Consider the following 12,881-nt stretch of genomic DNA (forward strand, 5'->3'; position numbering starts at 1 on the left):
ACAGGGAACAGTATGAGCAAGCGGATCTATTCCAGAATCGCGGGCACGGGTAGCTATTTGCCCGAAAAGGTGTTGACCAACGACGACATGTCGAAGATCGTCGACACCAGCGATGAATGGATCTTCTCGCGCACTGGCATCCGTGAACGTCACATCGTTGCCGACGACCAGACCACCAGCGATCTGGCGTATTTCGCCTCGCTGAAGGCGATGGAAGCGGCCGGTGTGACCGCCGACGAGATCGATCTGATCGTCATCGGCACCACCACCCCGGACCTGATCTTTCCGTCGACCGCCTGCTTGTTGCAGGCCCGGCTGGGTAACGTCGGTTGCGGTGCGATGGACGTCAACGCTGCCTGCTCGGGTTTTGTCTACGCGCTCAGCGTGGCCGACAAGTTCGTGCGCAGTGGCGACGCCAAGACCGTGCTGGTGGTGGGCGCAGAAACCCTGACCCGCATCGTCGACTGGACCGATCGCACCACCTGCGTGCTGTTCGGCGATGGTGCCGGCGCGGTGATCCTCAAGGCCGACGAAGAAACCGGCATCCTCAGTACCCATTTGCACGCCGATGGCAGCAAGAAAGAACTGCTGTGGGACCCGGTTGGGGTCTCGGTGGGCTTCGGCGAAGGCAAGAATGGCGGCGGCGCGTTGCTGATGAAGGGCAACGACGTCTTCAAGTATGCGGTCAAGGCGCTGGACTCGGTGGTCGATGAGACCCTGGCGGCCAATGGCTACGACAAGCACGACCTGGATTGGCTGATTCCGCATCAGGCCAACCTGCGCATCATCGAAGCCACCGCCAAGCGGCTGGAGCTGCCGATGGAGCAGGTGGTCGTCACCGTGGATCGCCATGGCAATACGTCGTCTGCGTCGGTGCCGCTGGCGCTGGACGAGGCAGTGCGCTCCGGTCGCGTGCAGCGCGGCCAGTTGCTGTTGCTGGAAGCCTTCGGCGGCGGGTTTACCTGGGGCTCGGCGCTGCTGCGCTACTGACGTTTCTGCGTCCTGCGCCGAGCAGGTGCGCACGTTCACTCACGCGGATGCGTGCATGGCGGGACACTCGTCTTTCCTTGCGATGGTGGCAATCTTGCCGCCTGGGGCCTGTGTAGGTTTCCGGAGCGCTTGAATTCCGTGAAGGGTAGCGCCCGGTTTTAGGTCACGTGAGTGGCTTGATTCGCTGGATGCGACCCGTCTGCGGGCCGGTGCGTCGGACAGGCCGGCCGGCAAGTAAAGTCAGCGCATGCACCCCGCCCACGACCCCGTTTTCGTCGCCTTGCTCACTGGCAGTTACCAGCGGTTTGCAGGCCGCCCGCTGGTCGCAGATCGACAGATCGAGCCCGATTGGCTGTATCGCGATGCGCCGTTCGCCCTGCTTGCGCACGATACCGCGGCAGATCCGCGGTTTGTCTATGCGAACCAGGCGGCGCAGCGCGTATTCGGCTACAGCTGGGGCGAGTTCGTCGGCATGCCATCGCGGCTATCGGCAGAATTGCCGGAACGCGCGGAACGTCAGCGTTTGCTCGATGCGGTCACCCGCGATGGCGTCGTCAGGAACTACGCGGGTGTGCGGATCGCGAAGGATGGTTCCCGCTTCCGGATCGCCGACGGTGTGGTCTGGCAACTCGTCGATGAGGACGGGATGCTGCGTGGACAAGCGGCAACATTCCCATTGCCAGGGTAGACGAGGCGCAGGTGGCAGCACCGGGTGCGCCTGGCCCTTCACTTCCTCGCCCGCCGGCCTTGCGGGCGCTGGCCGCGCCGCCTTTGCCGGCAACGCTTTCACCATTGAACCCGAATAGCGGCGCGTCAGCGCGACGGTTGCCGTTGCGCGCGCCCGGCCCGACCAGGCCCGGTGTGCGGTTTCGCGACGTCGCGACACGTTCGCGGAGCCTTCTGCATACGCGGCAGTACAGACGCCGGGGCGATTTCGCACGTATGATCCCGGCTCGATTTTTGTAGGCAGCAACGCGTGACCGAATCCACTCTCGCCTTCGTGTTTCCCGGCCAGGGCTCGCAGTCCTTAGGCATGCTGGCCGAACTGTCCGAACTGCACCCGCAGATTCGTGAAACGTTCGCCGAAGCCTCCGAGGGCGCCGGCGTCGACTTGTGGGCATTGTCCCAGGGCGGCCCGGAAGAAATGCTCAATCGCACCGAATACACCCAGCCCGCCTTGTTGGCTGCGGGCGTGGCGGTGTGGCGTCTGTGGACTGCCCAGCGCGGGCAGCGCCCGGTGCTGCTGGCGGGACACAGCCTGGGCGAATACACCGCGCTGGTCGCGGCTGGCGCCCTGTCGTTGCACGATGGTGCGCATCTGGTGCGGTTGCGCGGCCAGTTCATGCAGGCTGCGGCACCGGCGGGCGTTGGCGCGATGGCTGCGGTGCTGGGCGCCGAAGACGCCGTGGTGCAGGAGGTCTGTGACCAGGCGTCCGGTAGCGACGTGGTGGTGCCGGCCAACTTCAATTCGCCCGGTCAGATCGTGATCGGCGGCCACGCTGCGGCGGTGGATCGCGCGTTGGCGCTGCTGGCCGAGCGCGGCGTGCGCAAGGCGGTCAAGCTGGCAGTGAGCGTGCCCTCGCATACCCCGCTGATGCGCGATGCCGCCAATCAGCTTGGCGAGGCGATGGCCGGGCTGACCTGGCACGCCCCGCAGATTCCGGTGGTGCAGAACGTGGACGCGCGCGTGCATGAGGGCAACACGGCCATCCGCCAGGCCTTGGTGGAGCAGCTCTACCTGCCGGTGCAATGGACCGGCTGCGTGCAGGCGCTCGCCAGCCAGGGCATCACCCGCATTGCCGAATGCGGCCCGGGCAAGGTGCTGAGCGGGCTGATCAAGCGTATCGACAAGAGCCTGGACGCGCGGCCGCTGGCAACGCCTGCCGACTATGCCGGCGCGCTCGACGCGTGGGTGCACTGATCCAACGCCGCTGCCGGCCGTGCCGGCATCCCTCGACGTTCGCGGCCACGGTTGCGGCGTCCCCCATCGAGGAACAGCAATCATGAGCAAGCCCCTGCAGGGCGAAATCGCCCTCGTCACCGGCGCCAGTCGCGGCATCGGTGCGGCCATTGCCGATACCCTGGCCGCCCAGGGCGCCACGGTCATCGGCACCGCCACCTCGGCTTCCGGCGCCGCGGCGATCGGCGAGCGTCTGGCCGCCCACGGCGGACACGGCCGTGAGTTGAACGTCACCGACGCGACTGCAGTCGATGGCCTGATCGATGCCATCGGCAAGGAATTCGGCGCCATCTCGATCCTGGTCAACAACGCCGGCATCACCCGCGACAATCTGTTGATGCGGATGAAGGACGACGACTGGCAGGCGATCATCGACACCAACCTGACCAGCGTGTTCCGCACCTCCAAGGCGGTCATGCGCGGCATGATGAAGGCGCGCAAGGGCCGCATCATCAATATCGCCTCGGTGGTGGGCGTGACCGGTAATCCTGGCCAGACCAACTATGCCGCCGCCAAGGCCGGCATCATCGCGTTCTCCAAATCGCTGGCCAAGGAAATCGGCTCGCGCGGGGTGACCGTGAATGTGGTGGCGCCCGGTTTCATCGATACCGACATGACCAAGGCGCTGCCGGACGAGGCCAGGACCGCCTTGCTGCAGCAGATTGCGCTGGGCCATCTTGGCGAGCCGGAAGACATCGCCAATGCGGTGGCGTTTCTGGCCGGCCCGACGGCCCGCTACATCACCGGTGAGACCCTGCACGTCAACGGTGGCATGTACATGCCGTAAGCGTGCGGCGCCGGGAGGCGCTAAGTGGCTGATCGGCCGGGAGTTGTGATGCAATGCAAGGCCCGGTCGCTTCCACTACACTATCCAACGCGGCCATCGCAGCGGCGATGGCGTTTTGTGAGTCCCTCACAGGAGCACCGCACATCCGTGTGCGGGGATCCTAAAACTCGAACCACCACTACTCCAGCTGGAGCGATATCCCCAATGAGCACCATCGAAGAACGCGTCAAGAAAATCGTCGTCGAACAACTCGGCGTCAAGGAAGAGGAAGTCACCACCAGCGCATCGTTCGTCGATGATCTGGGTGCCGACTCGCTGGACACCGTCGAGCTGGTGATGGCGCTGGAAGAAGAGTTCGAGTGCGAGATCCCGGACGAAGAGGCCGAGAAGATCACCTCGGTGCAGCAGGCGATCGACTACGTCAAGGCTCACGTCAAGAGCTGATGCGTTGTTCCTGATCGTGGCGGCGTGCATCAAGCCGCTGCCGCATCAGACATTCCATGGGGCCGCTGATGCGGCCCTGTGTTTTTCAAGTGTCACCCGCAAACCCCAAGCACCGTCCGTTCCGTGGTGAGGAGATCTGCAATGAGTCGTCGTGTTGTCGTTACCGGCATGGGCATGGTGTCGCCGCTGGGCAATGATCTGGCCACCAGCTGGGATGGAATCGTCCACGGCCGCTCGGGCATTGGCCCGATCACGCAGATCGATGCCTCGCAGTTCACCACCAAGATCGCCGGTGAAATCAAGAATTTCGACCCCACGCTTTTTGTGTCCGCCAAGGACGTCAAGAAGATGGATTCGTTCATCCACTACGGTGTCGGCGCCTCGTTCATGGCGCTGGACGATTCCGGCCTGGAAATCGACGAAAGCAATGCCGAACGCGTGGGCGCCATTCTCGGCTCCGGCATCGGCGGGCTGCTCGGCATCGAAGAGCAGACCATCAAATTCCATGAGGGCGGCGCGCGCAAGATTTCGCCGTTCTATGTGCCCAGCACCATCATCAACATGCTGCCCGGCCAGGTGAGCCTGATCAAAGGCCTGAAAGGCCCGACGTTCTCGGCAGTATCGGCCTGTGCCACGTCCAACCACTCGATCGGTACCGCGATGCGCATGATCCAGCACGGCGATGCCGATGTGATGCTGGCTGGCGGTGCCGAGCGCGGTTCGTCGCCCAGTTCGGTGGGCGGCTTTTGCGCCATGAAGGCGATGTCCACCCGCAACGACGACCCGACCGGCGCTTCGCGGCCGTGGGACAAGCAGCGCGATGGCTTCGTGCTGGGCGACGGTGCCGGCGTGCTGGTGCTGGAAGAGTACGAACACGCCAAGGCGCGTGGCGCACGCATCTATGCCGAGCTGGTGGGCTTTGGCGCCAGTTCCGATGCGTTCCACATGACCGCTCCCAGCGAAGACGGCGAGGGCGCGGCGCGCAGCATGGCGGCAGCGATGCGCGATGCCAAGCTCAACCCCGAGCAGATCGGCTACCTCAACGCGCACGGCACCTCCACGCCGCTGGGCGACCTGGCCGAAACGATGGCGATGAAGCGCGCCCTGGGCGATCATGCCTACAAGACCATGGTGAGCTCGACCAAGTCGATGACCGGGCATCTGCTCGGCGCGGCCGGCGGTGTGGAAGCGATTTTCTCGGTGATGGCGCTGCACACCGGCATCATCCCGCCGACCATCAACCTGGAAGAGCCAAGCGAAGGCTGCGACCTGGATTACGTGCCGAACGTGGCGCGCGAGGTACAGGTGGATGCGGTGATGTCCAACGGCTTCGGCTTTGGCGGCACCAACGGCACGCTGGTGTTCAAGCGCGTTTGACCCTGCATATCGGTCGCGTGGCCGTCATCGGCGCGCGACCTGCCTGGCTGCCGCATGCACTGCCGGCTTGCGGGTTGATGTTCACTCCTGCGATCACCCTTTGATTCACTCCTCGCGCGCGCTGCGTACGGCAGCGGCGCGTCTGTATCCCACGCCATGCCGGACCGATGACGCTTACCCGATCACTGCACGCGGACATCGACCTGCTGGCGCTGCATCGGCTGTCACCGCAACGTTATCCGGCCCTGCTGGAATCCAGCGCTTCCGGCACCGAGCACGGTCGCTGGGATGTGCTGCTGCTGGCAGAGGGGCCATGCCTGCGGCTGGATCCGGACGGATGCACGCGCGATGGCGCTGGGCAAGTGCTGGAGGGCGGCTTTCTGGCGGCGCTGGATGCCGCCTGGCAGGCCGAGCGGGTGCCGCACGCGCCTGCAAGCCCCTGGCCGTTTCGCGGCGGTTGGGCGGTGCTGCTGGATTACGAACTGGCCGCGCAGGTCGAACCGATTCTGCAACTGCCGACGCGCGCCGATGGCTTGCCCACTGCGCTGGCCTTGCGCGCGCCGGCAGCGGTGCTGCGCGATCGCCTGCACGGGCACTGCGTGGCGCTGGCAGAGCCGGGCCGCGAGGAGTTGTTGCAGCAGATCGGCGAGGACATTGCTGCCTGCGCCGCACTGCCGCCGCTGCCTGCCTGGGCCGGGCCGCTTGCCGTGGACGAAGATGCTCCCGAGCGTTTCACCGCGGCGGTGGAGCGCGTGCTCGATTACCTGCGCGCCGGCGATGTGTTCCAGGCCAATATCTCGCGCGCGTGGCACGCGGCATTCGCTGCGGTGGTCGATCCGGCCGCGTTGCATGCGCGCCTGCGTGCGGCCAATCCGGCGCCGTTCGCCGGCCTGTTCGTGGCGGCCGGGCGTGCAGTGGCCAGTTCCTCGCCCGAGCGGCTGGTGTCGGTACAGGGCGATGTGGTGCAGACGCGCCCGATCGCCGGCACCCGCGCGCGGTTTGCCGGCGACGACGATTCCGCACGTATCCGTGAGCTGGTCGGGCATCCGAAAGAGCGCGCCGAGCACGTGATGCTGATCGATCTGGAACGCAACGACCTGGGCCGCCTCTGCGCGCCGGGCACCGTGGAGGTGGACGAGTTGATGTGCGTGGAGAGCTATGCCCATGTGCATCACATCGTCAGCAACGTGCGCGGGCGCCTGCGTGCCGGAGTGACGCCCGGTGAGGTGATTGCCGCGGTGTTCCCCGGCGGCACCATTACCGGTTGCCCGAAGGTGCGCTGCATGCAGGTCATCGCCGAGCTCGAACAGACCGCGCGTGGGGCCTATACCGGCGCATTCGGCTGGCTCAATCGCGACGGCGACATGGATCTGAATATCCTGATCCGCACGGCCGAGGTAGCCGGTCACCAGGTGCGGTTCCGCACCGGGGCCGGGATCGTGGTGGATTCGGATCCGCAGCGCGAGCTGGACGAAACCCGCGCCAAGGCACGGGGCGTATTGCGTGCGATCGAGCAGACATGAGCGCTTCAACGGGACATCACCGGCGCGCGGTATCCTGCGCGGCGCAGGGGCAATGACGAGGTGGGTGTGGCGGTGACTGGCAAACGCGGATGTCTGGCCGTGCTGGGCACGGCATTGCTGCTTGCAGCGCTGCTGGCGATTGCCGCCGTGGTGGCGTGGCGGCATTACCTGCACTTCGCCGATACCCCCGTGCCTGCGAGCGCGCCCAGCGTGGTGATTGCGCCCGGTGATTCGCTCAAGGCCACATTGCGCAAACTGCGCGCTGCCGGCCTGGTGCAGGGCACCGAGCTGGAGTGGCAGCTGCTGGCGCGCCAGGTCGATGCGGCCGGCAAGCTCAAGGTGGGCGAATACGCGCTATCGCCAGCGCTGTCGCCGCGGGAACTGCTGACGCGCATGCGCCAGGGACGGGTGATCCAGTACCGCTTCACGATCGTGGAAGGCTGGAACTTCCGTCAGCTGCGCGCCGCACTGGCGACCGCCACGCCGCTGCAACATTCCATCAATGCGCTGGACGATGCGGCACTGATGGCCCGCCTGGGATTTGCCAAGCAGCATCCGGAAGGGCGCTTCCTGCCGGAAACCTATGTCTACCAGCGTGGCGACAGCGACATCGATGTACTCAAGCGCGCGCATGCGGCCATGGACAAGGCATTGGCACAGGCCTGGGAGCAGCGCGCCCCGAACCTGCCGCTCGTCTCGCCGGAGCAGGCATTGATTCTGGCCTCGATCATCGAGAAGGAAACGGCGCTGGCCTCCGAGCGCCCGCTCATTGCCGGGGTGTTCCTGCGCCGCTTGCAGCTGGGTATGAAGCTGCAGACCGACCCCACCGTGATCTACGGCATCGGCAGCAGCTACGACGGCAATATCCGTCGCCGCGACCTGACCACCGATACGCCGTACAACACCTATACCCGCACCGGCCTGACGCCGACGCCGATCGCCATGCCGGGGCGCGAGGCGCTGCTGGCGGCGGTGCGGCCGGCGCCCGGCGAGGCGCTGTATTTCGTGGCGGTGGGCGATGGCACCGGCGCGCACGCGTTTTCGGCCACGTTGGCCGAACATAACGCAGCGGTGGCGCGCTATCTGCAGCGCCGCCGCCTGCCGAGTACGCCGCAGACGGAGACCACGCCATGACCGCCGCATTTTCGCCCTGGCAGCAGCGCGCCTTCGACCAGACCGTGGCTGCGCTGGATGCGGGGCGGCTTGGACATGGGCTGCTGATCTGCGGCCCGGAAGGGTTGGGCAAGCGTGCCGTCGCCCTGGCCCTGGCCGAGCACGTCCTGGCCGCCTCGCCCGACCCGACGCTGGCGCAGCGCACGCGCCAGCTGATTGCCGCCGGTACCCATCCGGACCTGCAACTGGTCTCGTTCATTCCCAATCGCACCGGCGACAAACTGCGTACCGAGATCATCATCGAGCAGGTGCGCGAGATTTCGCAGAAGCTCGCGCTGACCCCGCAGTACGGCATCGCCCAGGTGGTGATCGTCGACCCGGCCGATGCGATCAATCGCTCGGCCTGCAATGCCTTGCTCAAGACCCTGGAAGAACCGTCGCCGGGGCGCTACCTGTGGTTGATCAGCGCGCAACCGGCGCGTCTGCCGGCGACCATCCGCAGCCGTTGCCAGCGCCTGGAATTCAAGCTGCCGCCTGCGCACGAGGCACTGGCCTGGTTACTGTCGCAAGGCGTGAGCGAGCGCGCCGCGCAGGAAGCGCTGGACGCCGCGCGCGGCCACCCCGGCCTGGCCGCGCAGTGGTTGCGCGAAGACGGCCTGGCCGTGCGGCGTGCGGTCGCGCAGGATCTGGAGCAGATCGCCAGTGGCCGCGCCGGCGCAGTCGATGTCGCGCAGCGCTGGACCAGCGATGGCCAGGCCGACCAGCGCCTGCGCCATGCCGCCGATCTGGCATTGGCACAGGCATCGGCCGGCTTGACCGATCCATCGCGGTTGCACAAGCTGGCGACCTGGTTCGACGCTGCCAACCGCACCCGCGATCTGCTGCGCACCACCGTCCGCGCCGACCTGGCAGTGACGGAATTATTGCTGTCCTGGCGCGAGGGAGAGCGCCAGCCACGTTCTAGGGGAACTCGATGAGTGCAATGAATGCACGCCAAGGCATTTTGTCGCTGGCGTTGAAAGACAAGCCAGCGCTTTACAGCGCCTACATGCCGTTCGTGAAAGGCGGCGGCATCTTCGTGCCCACGCCCAAGCGCTACATGCTGGGCGACGAAGTCTTCCTGCTGCTGACCCTGCCGGACTCCAGCGAGCGCCTGCCGGTCGCCGGCAAGGTCATCTGGACGACGCCTGCCGGCGCGCAGGGCAACCGCGCCGCCGGCATCGGCGTGCAGTTCCCCGACGGCCCGGAAGGCGAGGCGGTACGCAACAAGATCGAGACGCTGCTGGCCGGGTTGACCACCTCGGACAAGCCGACGCATACGATGTAAGCGCCAGGGGCACGGCAAGACGCCAGTGAGGTTCGCGGTGGAGCTGCTAGGTCATCGCTGCAGACCGTTGCGATGAACGTGCGATCTGGCTGGCGTGAAAGAGGGCAGGTAAACAGTTGTTGACGACCGCCGCCGCTGCCCTATAATGTGCGGCTGGCGTCACCGGGCGGTTAGCTCAGCGGTAGAGCATTGCCTTCACACGGCAAGGGTCACAGGTTCGAACCCTGTACCGCCCACCATGAATTCAGAGTCAAACGAAAACCGGCGAAAGCCGGTTTTTTCGTAGTTGCAGGGCATCAACCCCAGGCTTGGTGATATGACTACGCGGCAGTCACCTTTCGATGCAGCGATACAGGCGGTCACTGCCGCCAACTCGGCGATATGGCATGCGATCGCTGGCTTCCGTTACATGCGAGAGGCTCGGGACGCAGGGGTCCCCTTTGAGCTAATTATCGATGGCGACGACATTGCGACCGAGCCATTTCCCGGTCTTGGGGTGAACTGGACCTTTAAGGTCTACCCAGAACAGTTGCGCGAGCGTGCGCAGGAAGTAGTTCGATATACCGCGCGTCAAGCAATCGTCGAAATCTCTGATGCCATGTGGAAGTATGCGTTGGCATCAGACCTCAAGCGGAGCTATCAAAGTGAGCCCGCCGTTGTCTTGCTGCGCGCCTTGCGCAACGCATATGCCCATCGTAGGGACGACTGGAATTTCGGGAATGCAAAGTTGCCGCTTCGGTGGCGGTAGCTGGATCTTGTTGCTGGAATGCAGGGACTGACAGTCAGCGAGATGATTTTTCTCAATGAACAACTGTTACTCATCAACGACGCGATCCATCTGCTCGATCCCGACAGCGCTTTGACGACACAGATTCATCGTTGAACTGGGCGCTGCACAGTTTGCTTGGCCTATCGACTGCCAGAGCAACTGGCTCCGGTGCTGGTATCACCATGCTGAATTGAGAGCGGCGTTCGGCACTATTGGCGACAGATGCTGCATTTAAGCACTTTTCGCTAGGGCCGGTGCCTTGCGAGCTCGACAGGGACTTGCCATCCTGCAAGGCCCCGGATCGAGATGGAGTGGCGATGAAGACGCTGCTTGGAAGTGCGCTGGTTGCGACATTGCTGTTGGCCGGGTGCGCGCGCGACGTTGGCGAGCAGTACGTGGGCAAGTGGGTCAACGTGAAGTCGGAAAAGAATGTGCTGAGCATCGAGCACAATGGCGAGAGTTTCATCATTCGCGACACCCAGCCGGAGCTGTTCGGCAATGGCGTCAAGACCCGCAACCATCCGGCGCTGCTGACCAAGGGCGTGCTGCAGGTGTCCAACGGGGTCGGCACGGTCAACTACGCGATCGATGAGGCGACCGGCAAGTTGAGCACGGGCGATACCGAGTACACGCGGGTCAAGTGACGGCGAGACGCTTTTCAAAGACATGCGATGAAGGCGCGCGGCGTTTGCGGTCGGCGAGTTGATCGTTTCACCAGATCGCTGCCTCGTGTCGTTCTGAGTGCGTCCATATCGCGATCAGCGTGGCTCGGGCATTCATGCGCCGAGCGTGCATGCCATTCATTGTCGCCTGAGTGTGGAAGGCCGCGCCTCTATGTGTGGCCTGGTCAGCCGCGCGAGTTCGCGCTTGCCTTATGCACGCGATGCCACCGCCTGCGCCTGCATCCAGCGCCACAGCGTGGTGCGCGAGACGCCGAGCGCTTGCGCGGCAAGGGCGCGGTTGCCGTTGGCGCGGTCGAGCGCTGCGCGGACTGCGGTGGCAGTGAGCTGCAGGCGAGAGGTTGCCAAATCGGCAAGCTCACGCGGTGCTTCGTGGTTGCCGAAATGCGTATCGAATAATTCCGGCGCCCAGCGTTCGAGTTGCTCCAGGCTGAGGCTGTCGTGCGGTTGGGATTTCCAGTGAATGCACAGGCGTTCGACCAGATTGCGCAGTTCGCGCACGTTGCCGGGCCAGGTGTGCTGTTGCAGGCGTTGCAATGCCGCTGGCGATAACGGCGATGCGATGCTGCCGAGTTGCTGGAAATAATGCGCAAGCAACAACGCAATGTCGTTGCGGCGATTGCGCAACGGAGGCAGTGCGATGCGCAGCGCGGCAAGACGATAGAACAGGTCGCGGCGGAAGCGGCCTTGTTCGACCAACTGCTGTAGGTCCTGCAGGCTGGCGGCGACCACGCGCACGTCGATCGCAACGGGCACCGTTGCGCCGACACGCACTACTTCACGTTCTTCCAGGACGCGCAGTAGCCGAGTCTGCAACGGCACGGGCAATTCGCCGATTTCGTCGAGGAACAGCGTGCCGTCCTGCGCGGCTTCGATCAGGCCGGTGTGGCCGCCGCGACGTGCACCGGTGAAGGCGCCGTCGCTGTAGCCGAACAGTTCCGCCTCCAGCAACGATTCGCTGATGGCGCCACAGTTGATCGCCACGAAACGGCCGCGGCGACGACTGCCGGCATGCAGTTGTCGTGCGACCAGTTCCTTGCCGGTGCCGGTGTCGCCGCTGATCAACACGGTGCCGGTATGCGGTGCGTAGAGCTGCACCAGCTCGCGCACGCGCAGCATTGCGCCGTCTTCGCCCAGCAGGGCGTCGGCGCGTCGTGCACGGCGCGGGGCGGCACGGCCGGCGACGCGATCGATGCTTGGAGCGGTGCCCAGCGTGATGGCCTGTTCCAGCGCATGACGCACCGAATCGGCCGAATACAGCAGCACGCCAGGCAGCCCGGCCTGCTCGGCGAAGTCGATCGCCATGCCGGTGCCGACAATGACCTGGATGCCGCTGGCGCGCAGATCGGCAATGCAGTCGCGTGCGTCTTCGGCGGTGACGAAACGGCGGTGTTCGATCTCCAGATCGAAGCTGTGCTGAAACGCGCGGAACGACGGCACATCGGTAGCGTGGGTGACCACGCCGATGCGTGGCGCAATGCGGCGCGCACGCGCCAGCGCTTCCATCAGATCGAACCCGGTGGCCTGGATGGGCGCCAAGGGCAGCGCGAGCCGGCTGCGCAGGTACGCCGCATTGGATCCGCCGGCCACCAGCGCGTCGCAGCGCTCGCGGCGCAGGCGCTGGCCGATGACCTCGACCGCTTCGGCAAAGCCGAGGTTGATCTGCTCGATGCGCGCGCGCTGGTCGAACTCGGGGATGACATCGGCCAGCAGGCCGGTCAGGCGCGAGACGCTGACGGTCCAGATGATGGGCAAGGAGACGTCTGCGGTTTCCGGAGGGGCAGGGGGGCGCATGACGGTGTCGCGTTTCAATGATGTTTCATAGTGGATCAGCCGTTGCATTTTTGCAACAATTGGCGTGTGGGATTGTCATCAAATCAACGACTTGTACTTGGCATGGTGCTTGCGCCT

Annotated in this window: 12 protein-coding genes, 1 tRNA gene and 1 pseudogene; 13 read left to right on the forward strand and 1 reads right to left on the reverse strand. The window is 65.1% G+C overall.

Annotated features, from left to right (window positions below; genetic code table 11):
• Nucleotides 1–12 precede the first annotated feature (12 nt).
• The 13 genes and pseudogenes from ACDH77_RS05280 (at nucleotide 13) to ACDH77_RS05340 (ending at nucleotide 10,934) form a co-directional block, all read left to right on the forward strand.
• Complete coding sequence (locus ACDH77_RS05280; RefSeq protein ID WP_031421440.1) at nucleotides 13–990, forward strand: beta-ketoacyl-ACP synthase III; 978 nt, start codon at nucleotides 13–15, stop codon at nucleotides 988–990.
• Nucleotides 991–1,237: 247 nt separating this feature from the next.
• Entirely contained in the window at nucleotides 1,238–1,678 is a 441-nt protein-coding gene (locus ACDH77_RS05285) for an MEKHLA domain-containing protein (protein ID WP_029818826.1), read from the forward strand.
• A gap of 288 nt (nucleotides 1,679–1,966) precedes the next feature.
• Entirely contained in the window at nucleotides 1,967–2,911 is a 945-nt protein-coding gene (gene fabD, locus ACDH77_RS05290; protein WP_031421444.1) for an ACP S-malonyltransferase, read from the forward strand.
• 82 nt (nucleotides 2,912–2,993) lie between these two features.
• Nucleotides 2,994–3,737, forward strand: a complete 744-nt coding sequence (gene fabG, locus ACDH77_RS05295) for a 3-oxoacyl-ACP reductase FabG (protein ID WP_008571604.1) — start codon at nucleotides 2,994–2,996, stop codon at nucleotides 3,735–3,737.
• Nucleotides 3,738–3,941: 204 nt separating this feature from the next.
• On the forward strand, nucleotides 3,942–4,181 hold the full coding sequence (gene acpP / locus ACDH77_RS05300) for an acyl carrier protein (protein ID WP_002814322.1): 240 nt from the start codon (nucleotides 3,942–3,944) through the stop codon (nucleotides 4,179–4,181).
• Nucleotides 4,182–4,322: 141 nt separating this feature from the next.
• On the forward strand, nucleotides 4,323–5,558 hold the full coding sequence (gene fabF, locus ACDH77_RS05305) for a beta-ketoacyl-ACP synthase II (RefSeq protein ID WP_011346636.1): 1,236 nt from the start codon (nucleotides 4,323–4,325) through the stop codon (nucleotides 5,556–5,558).
• A 167-nt stretch (nucleotides 5,559–5,725) separates the two neighbouring features.
• Nucleotides 5,726–7,081: an aminodeoxychorismate synthase component I gene (locus ACDH77_RS05310; protein ID WP_031421446.1), complete on the forward strand. Its 1,356-nt coding sequence runs from the start codon at nucleotides 5,726–5,728 to the stop codon at nucleotides 7,079–7,081.
• A gap of 60 nt (nucleotides 7,082–7,141) precedes the next feature.
• Entirely contained in the window at nucleotides 7,142–8,215 is a 1,074-nt protein-coding gene (gene mltG, locus ACDH77_RS05315) for an endolytic transglycosylase MltG (protein WP_014089547.1), read from the forward strand.
• Nucleotides 8,212–9,171 (forward strand): DNA polymerase III subunit delta', encoded by a 960-nt coding sequence (locus ACDH77_RS05320; protein ID WP_008571599.1) that lies wholly within the window; start codon nucleotides 8,212–8,214, stop codon nucleotides 9,169–9,171. The genes mltG and ACDH77_RS05320 overlap by 4 nt, the downstream gene beginning before the upstream one ends.
• The gene (locus ACDH77_RS05325; protein WP_003483889.1) at nucleotides 9,168–9,521 is read left to right on the forward strand and encodes a PilZ domain-containing protein; all 354 of its coding nucleotides are present in this window, start codon (nucleotides 9,168–9,170) and stop codon (nucleotides 9,519–9,521) included. The genes ACDH77_RS05320 and ACDH77_RS05325 overlap by 4 nt, the downstream gene beginning before the upstream one ends.
• 164 nt (nucleotides 9,522–9,685) lie before the next feature.
• Nucleotides 9,686–9,760, forward strand: a tRNA-Val gene (locus ACDH77_RS05330).
• Between the two features lie 77 nt (nucleotides 9,761–9,837).
• A pseudogene (locus tag ACDH77_RS05335) lies at nucleotides 9,838–10,404 on the forward strand (hypothetical protein).
• Between the two features lie 203 nt (nucleotides 10,405–10,607).
• Nucleotides 10,608–10,934, forward strand: coding sequence for a hypothetical protein (locus tag ACDH77_RS05340; protein WP_008571594.1), 327 nt, complete (start codon nucleotides 10,608–10,610; stop codon nucleotides 10,932–10,934).
• Nucleotides 10,935–11,162: 228 nt separating this feature from the next.
• Here ACDH77_RS05340 and prpR read toward each other — a convergent pair whose 3' ends face one another.
• Nucleotides 11,163–12,764: a propionate catabolism operon regulatory protein PrpR gene (gene prpR, locus ACDH77_RS05345; protein WP_080721355.1), complete on the reverse strand. Its 1,602-nt coding sequence runs from the start codon at nucleotides 12,762–12,764 to the stop codon at nucleotides 11,163–11,165.
• Between the last annotated feature and the right edge of the window lie 117 nt (nucleotides 12,765–12,881).

Origin of the sequence: Xanthomonas axonopodis pv. maculifoliigardeniae, from assembly GCF_041519315.1 — a bacterium.
Classification (GTDB): domain Bacteria; phylum Pseudomonadota; class Gammaproteobacteria; order Xanthomonadales; family Xanthomonadaceae; genus Xanthomonas; species Xanthomonas euvesicatoria.

Bases quoted from the DNA above. Each gene is read 5' to 3' on its own strand.
- ACDH77_RS05325 (WP_003483889.1), top strand. From the start codon at position 9,168: ATGAGTGCAATGAATGCACGCCAAGGCATTTTGTCGCTGGCGTTGAAA.
- fabF (WP_011346636.1), top strand. From the start codon at position 4,323: ATGAGTCGTCGTGTTGTCGTTACCGGCATGGGCATGGTGTCGCCGCTG.
- ACDH77_RS05340 (WP_008571594.1), top strand. From the start codon at position 10,608: ATGAAGACGCTGCTTGGAAGTGCGCTGGTTGCGACATTGCTGTTGGCC.
- ACDH77_RS05310 (WP_031421446.1), top strand. From the start codon at position 5,726: ATGACGCTTACCCGATCACTGCACGCGGACATCGACCTGCTGGCGCTG.
- ACDH77_RS05280 (WP_031421440.1), top strand. From the start codon at position 13: ATGAGCAAGCGGATCTATTCCAGAATCGCGGGCACGGGTAGCTATTTG.
- ACDH77_RS05320 (WP_008571599.1), top strand. From the start codon at position 8,212: ATGACCGCCGCATTTTCGCCCTGGCAGCAGCGCGCCTTCGACCAGACC.
- fabG (WP_008571604.1), top strand. From the start codon at position 2,994: ATGAGCAAGCCCCTGCAGGGCGAAATCGCCCTCGTCACCGGCGCCAGT.
- acpP (WP_002814322.1), top strand. From the start codon at position 3,942: ATGAGCACCATCGAAGAACGCGTCAAGAAAATCGTCGTCGAACAACTC.
- prpR (WP_080721355.1), bottom strand. From the start codon at position 12,764: ATGCGCCCCCCTGCCCCTCCGGAAACCGCAGACGTCTCCTTGCCCATC.
- ACDH77_RS05285 (WP_029818826.1), top strand. From the start codon at position 1,238: ATGCACCCCGCCCACGACCCCGTTTTCGTCGCCTTGCTCACTGGCAGT.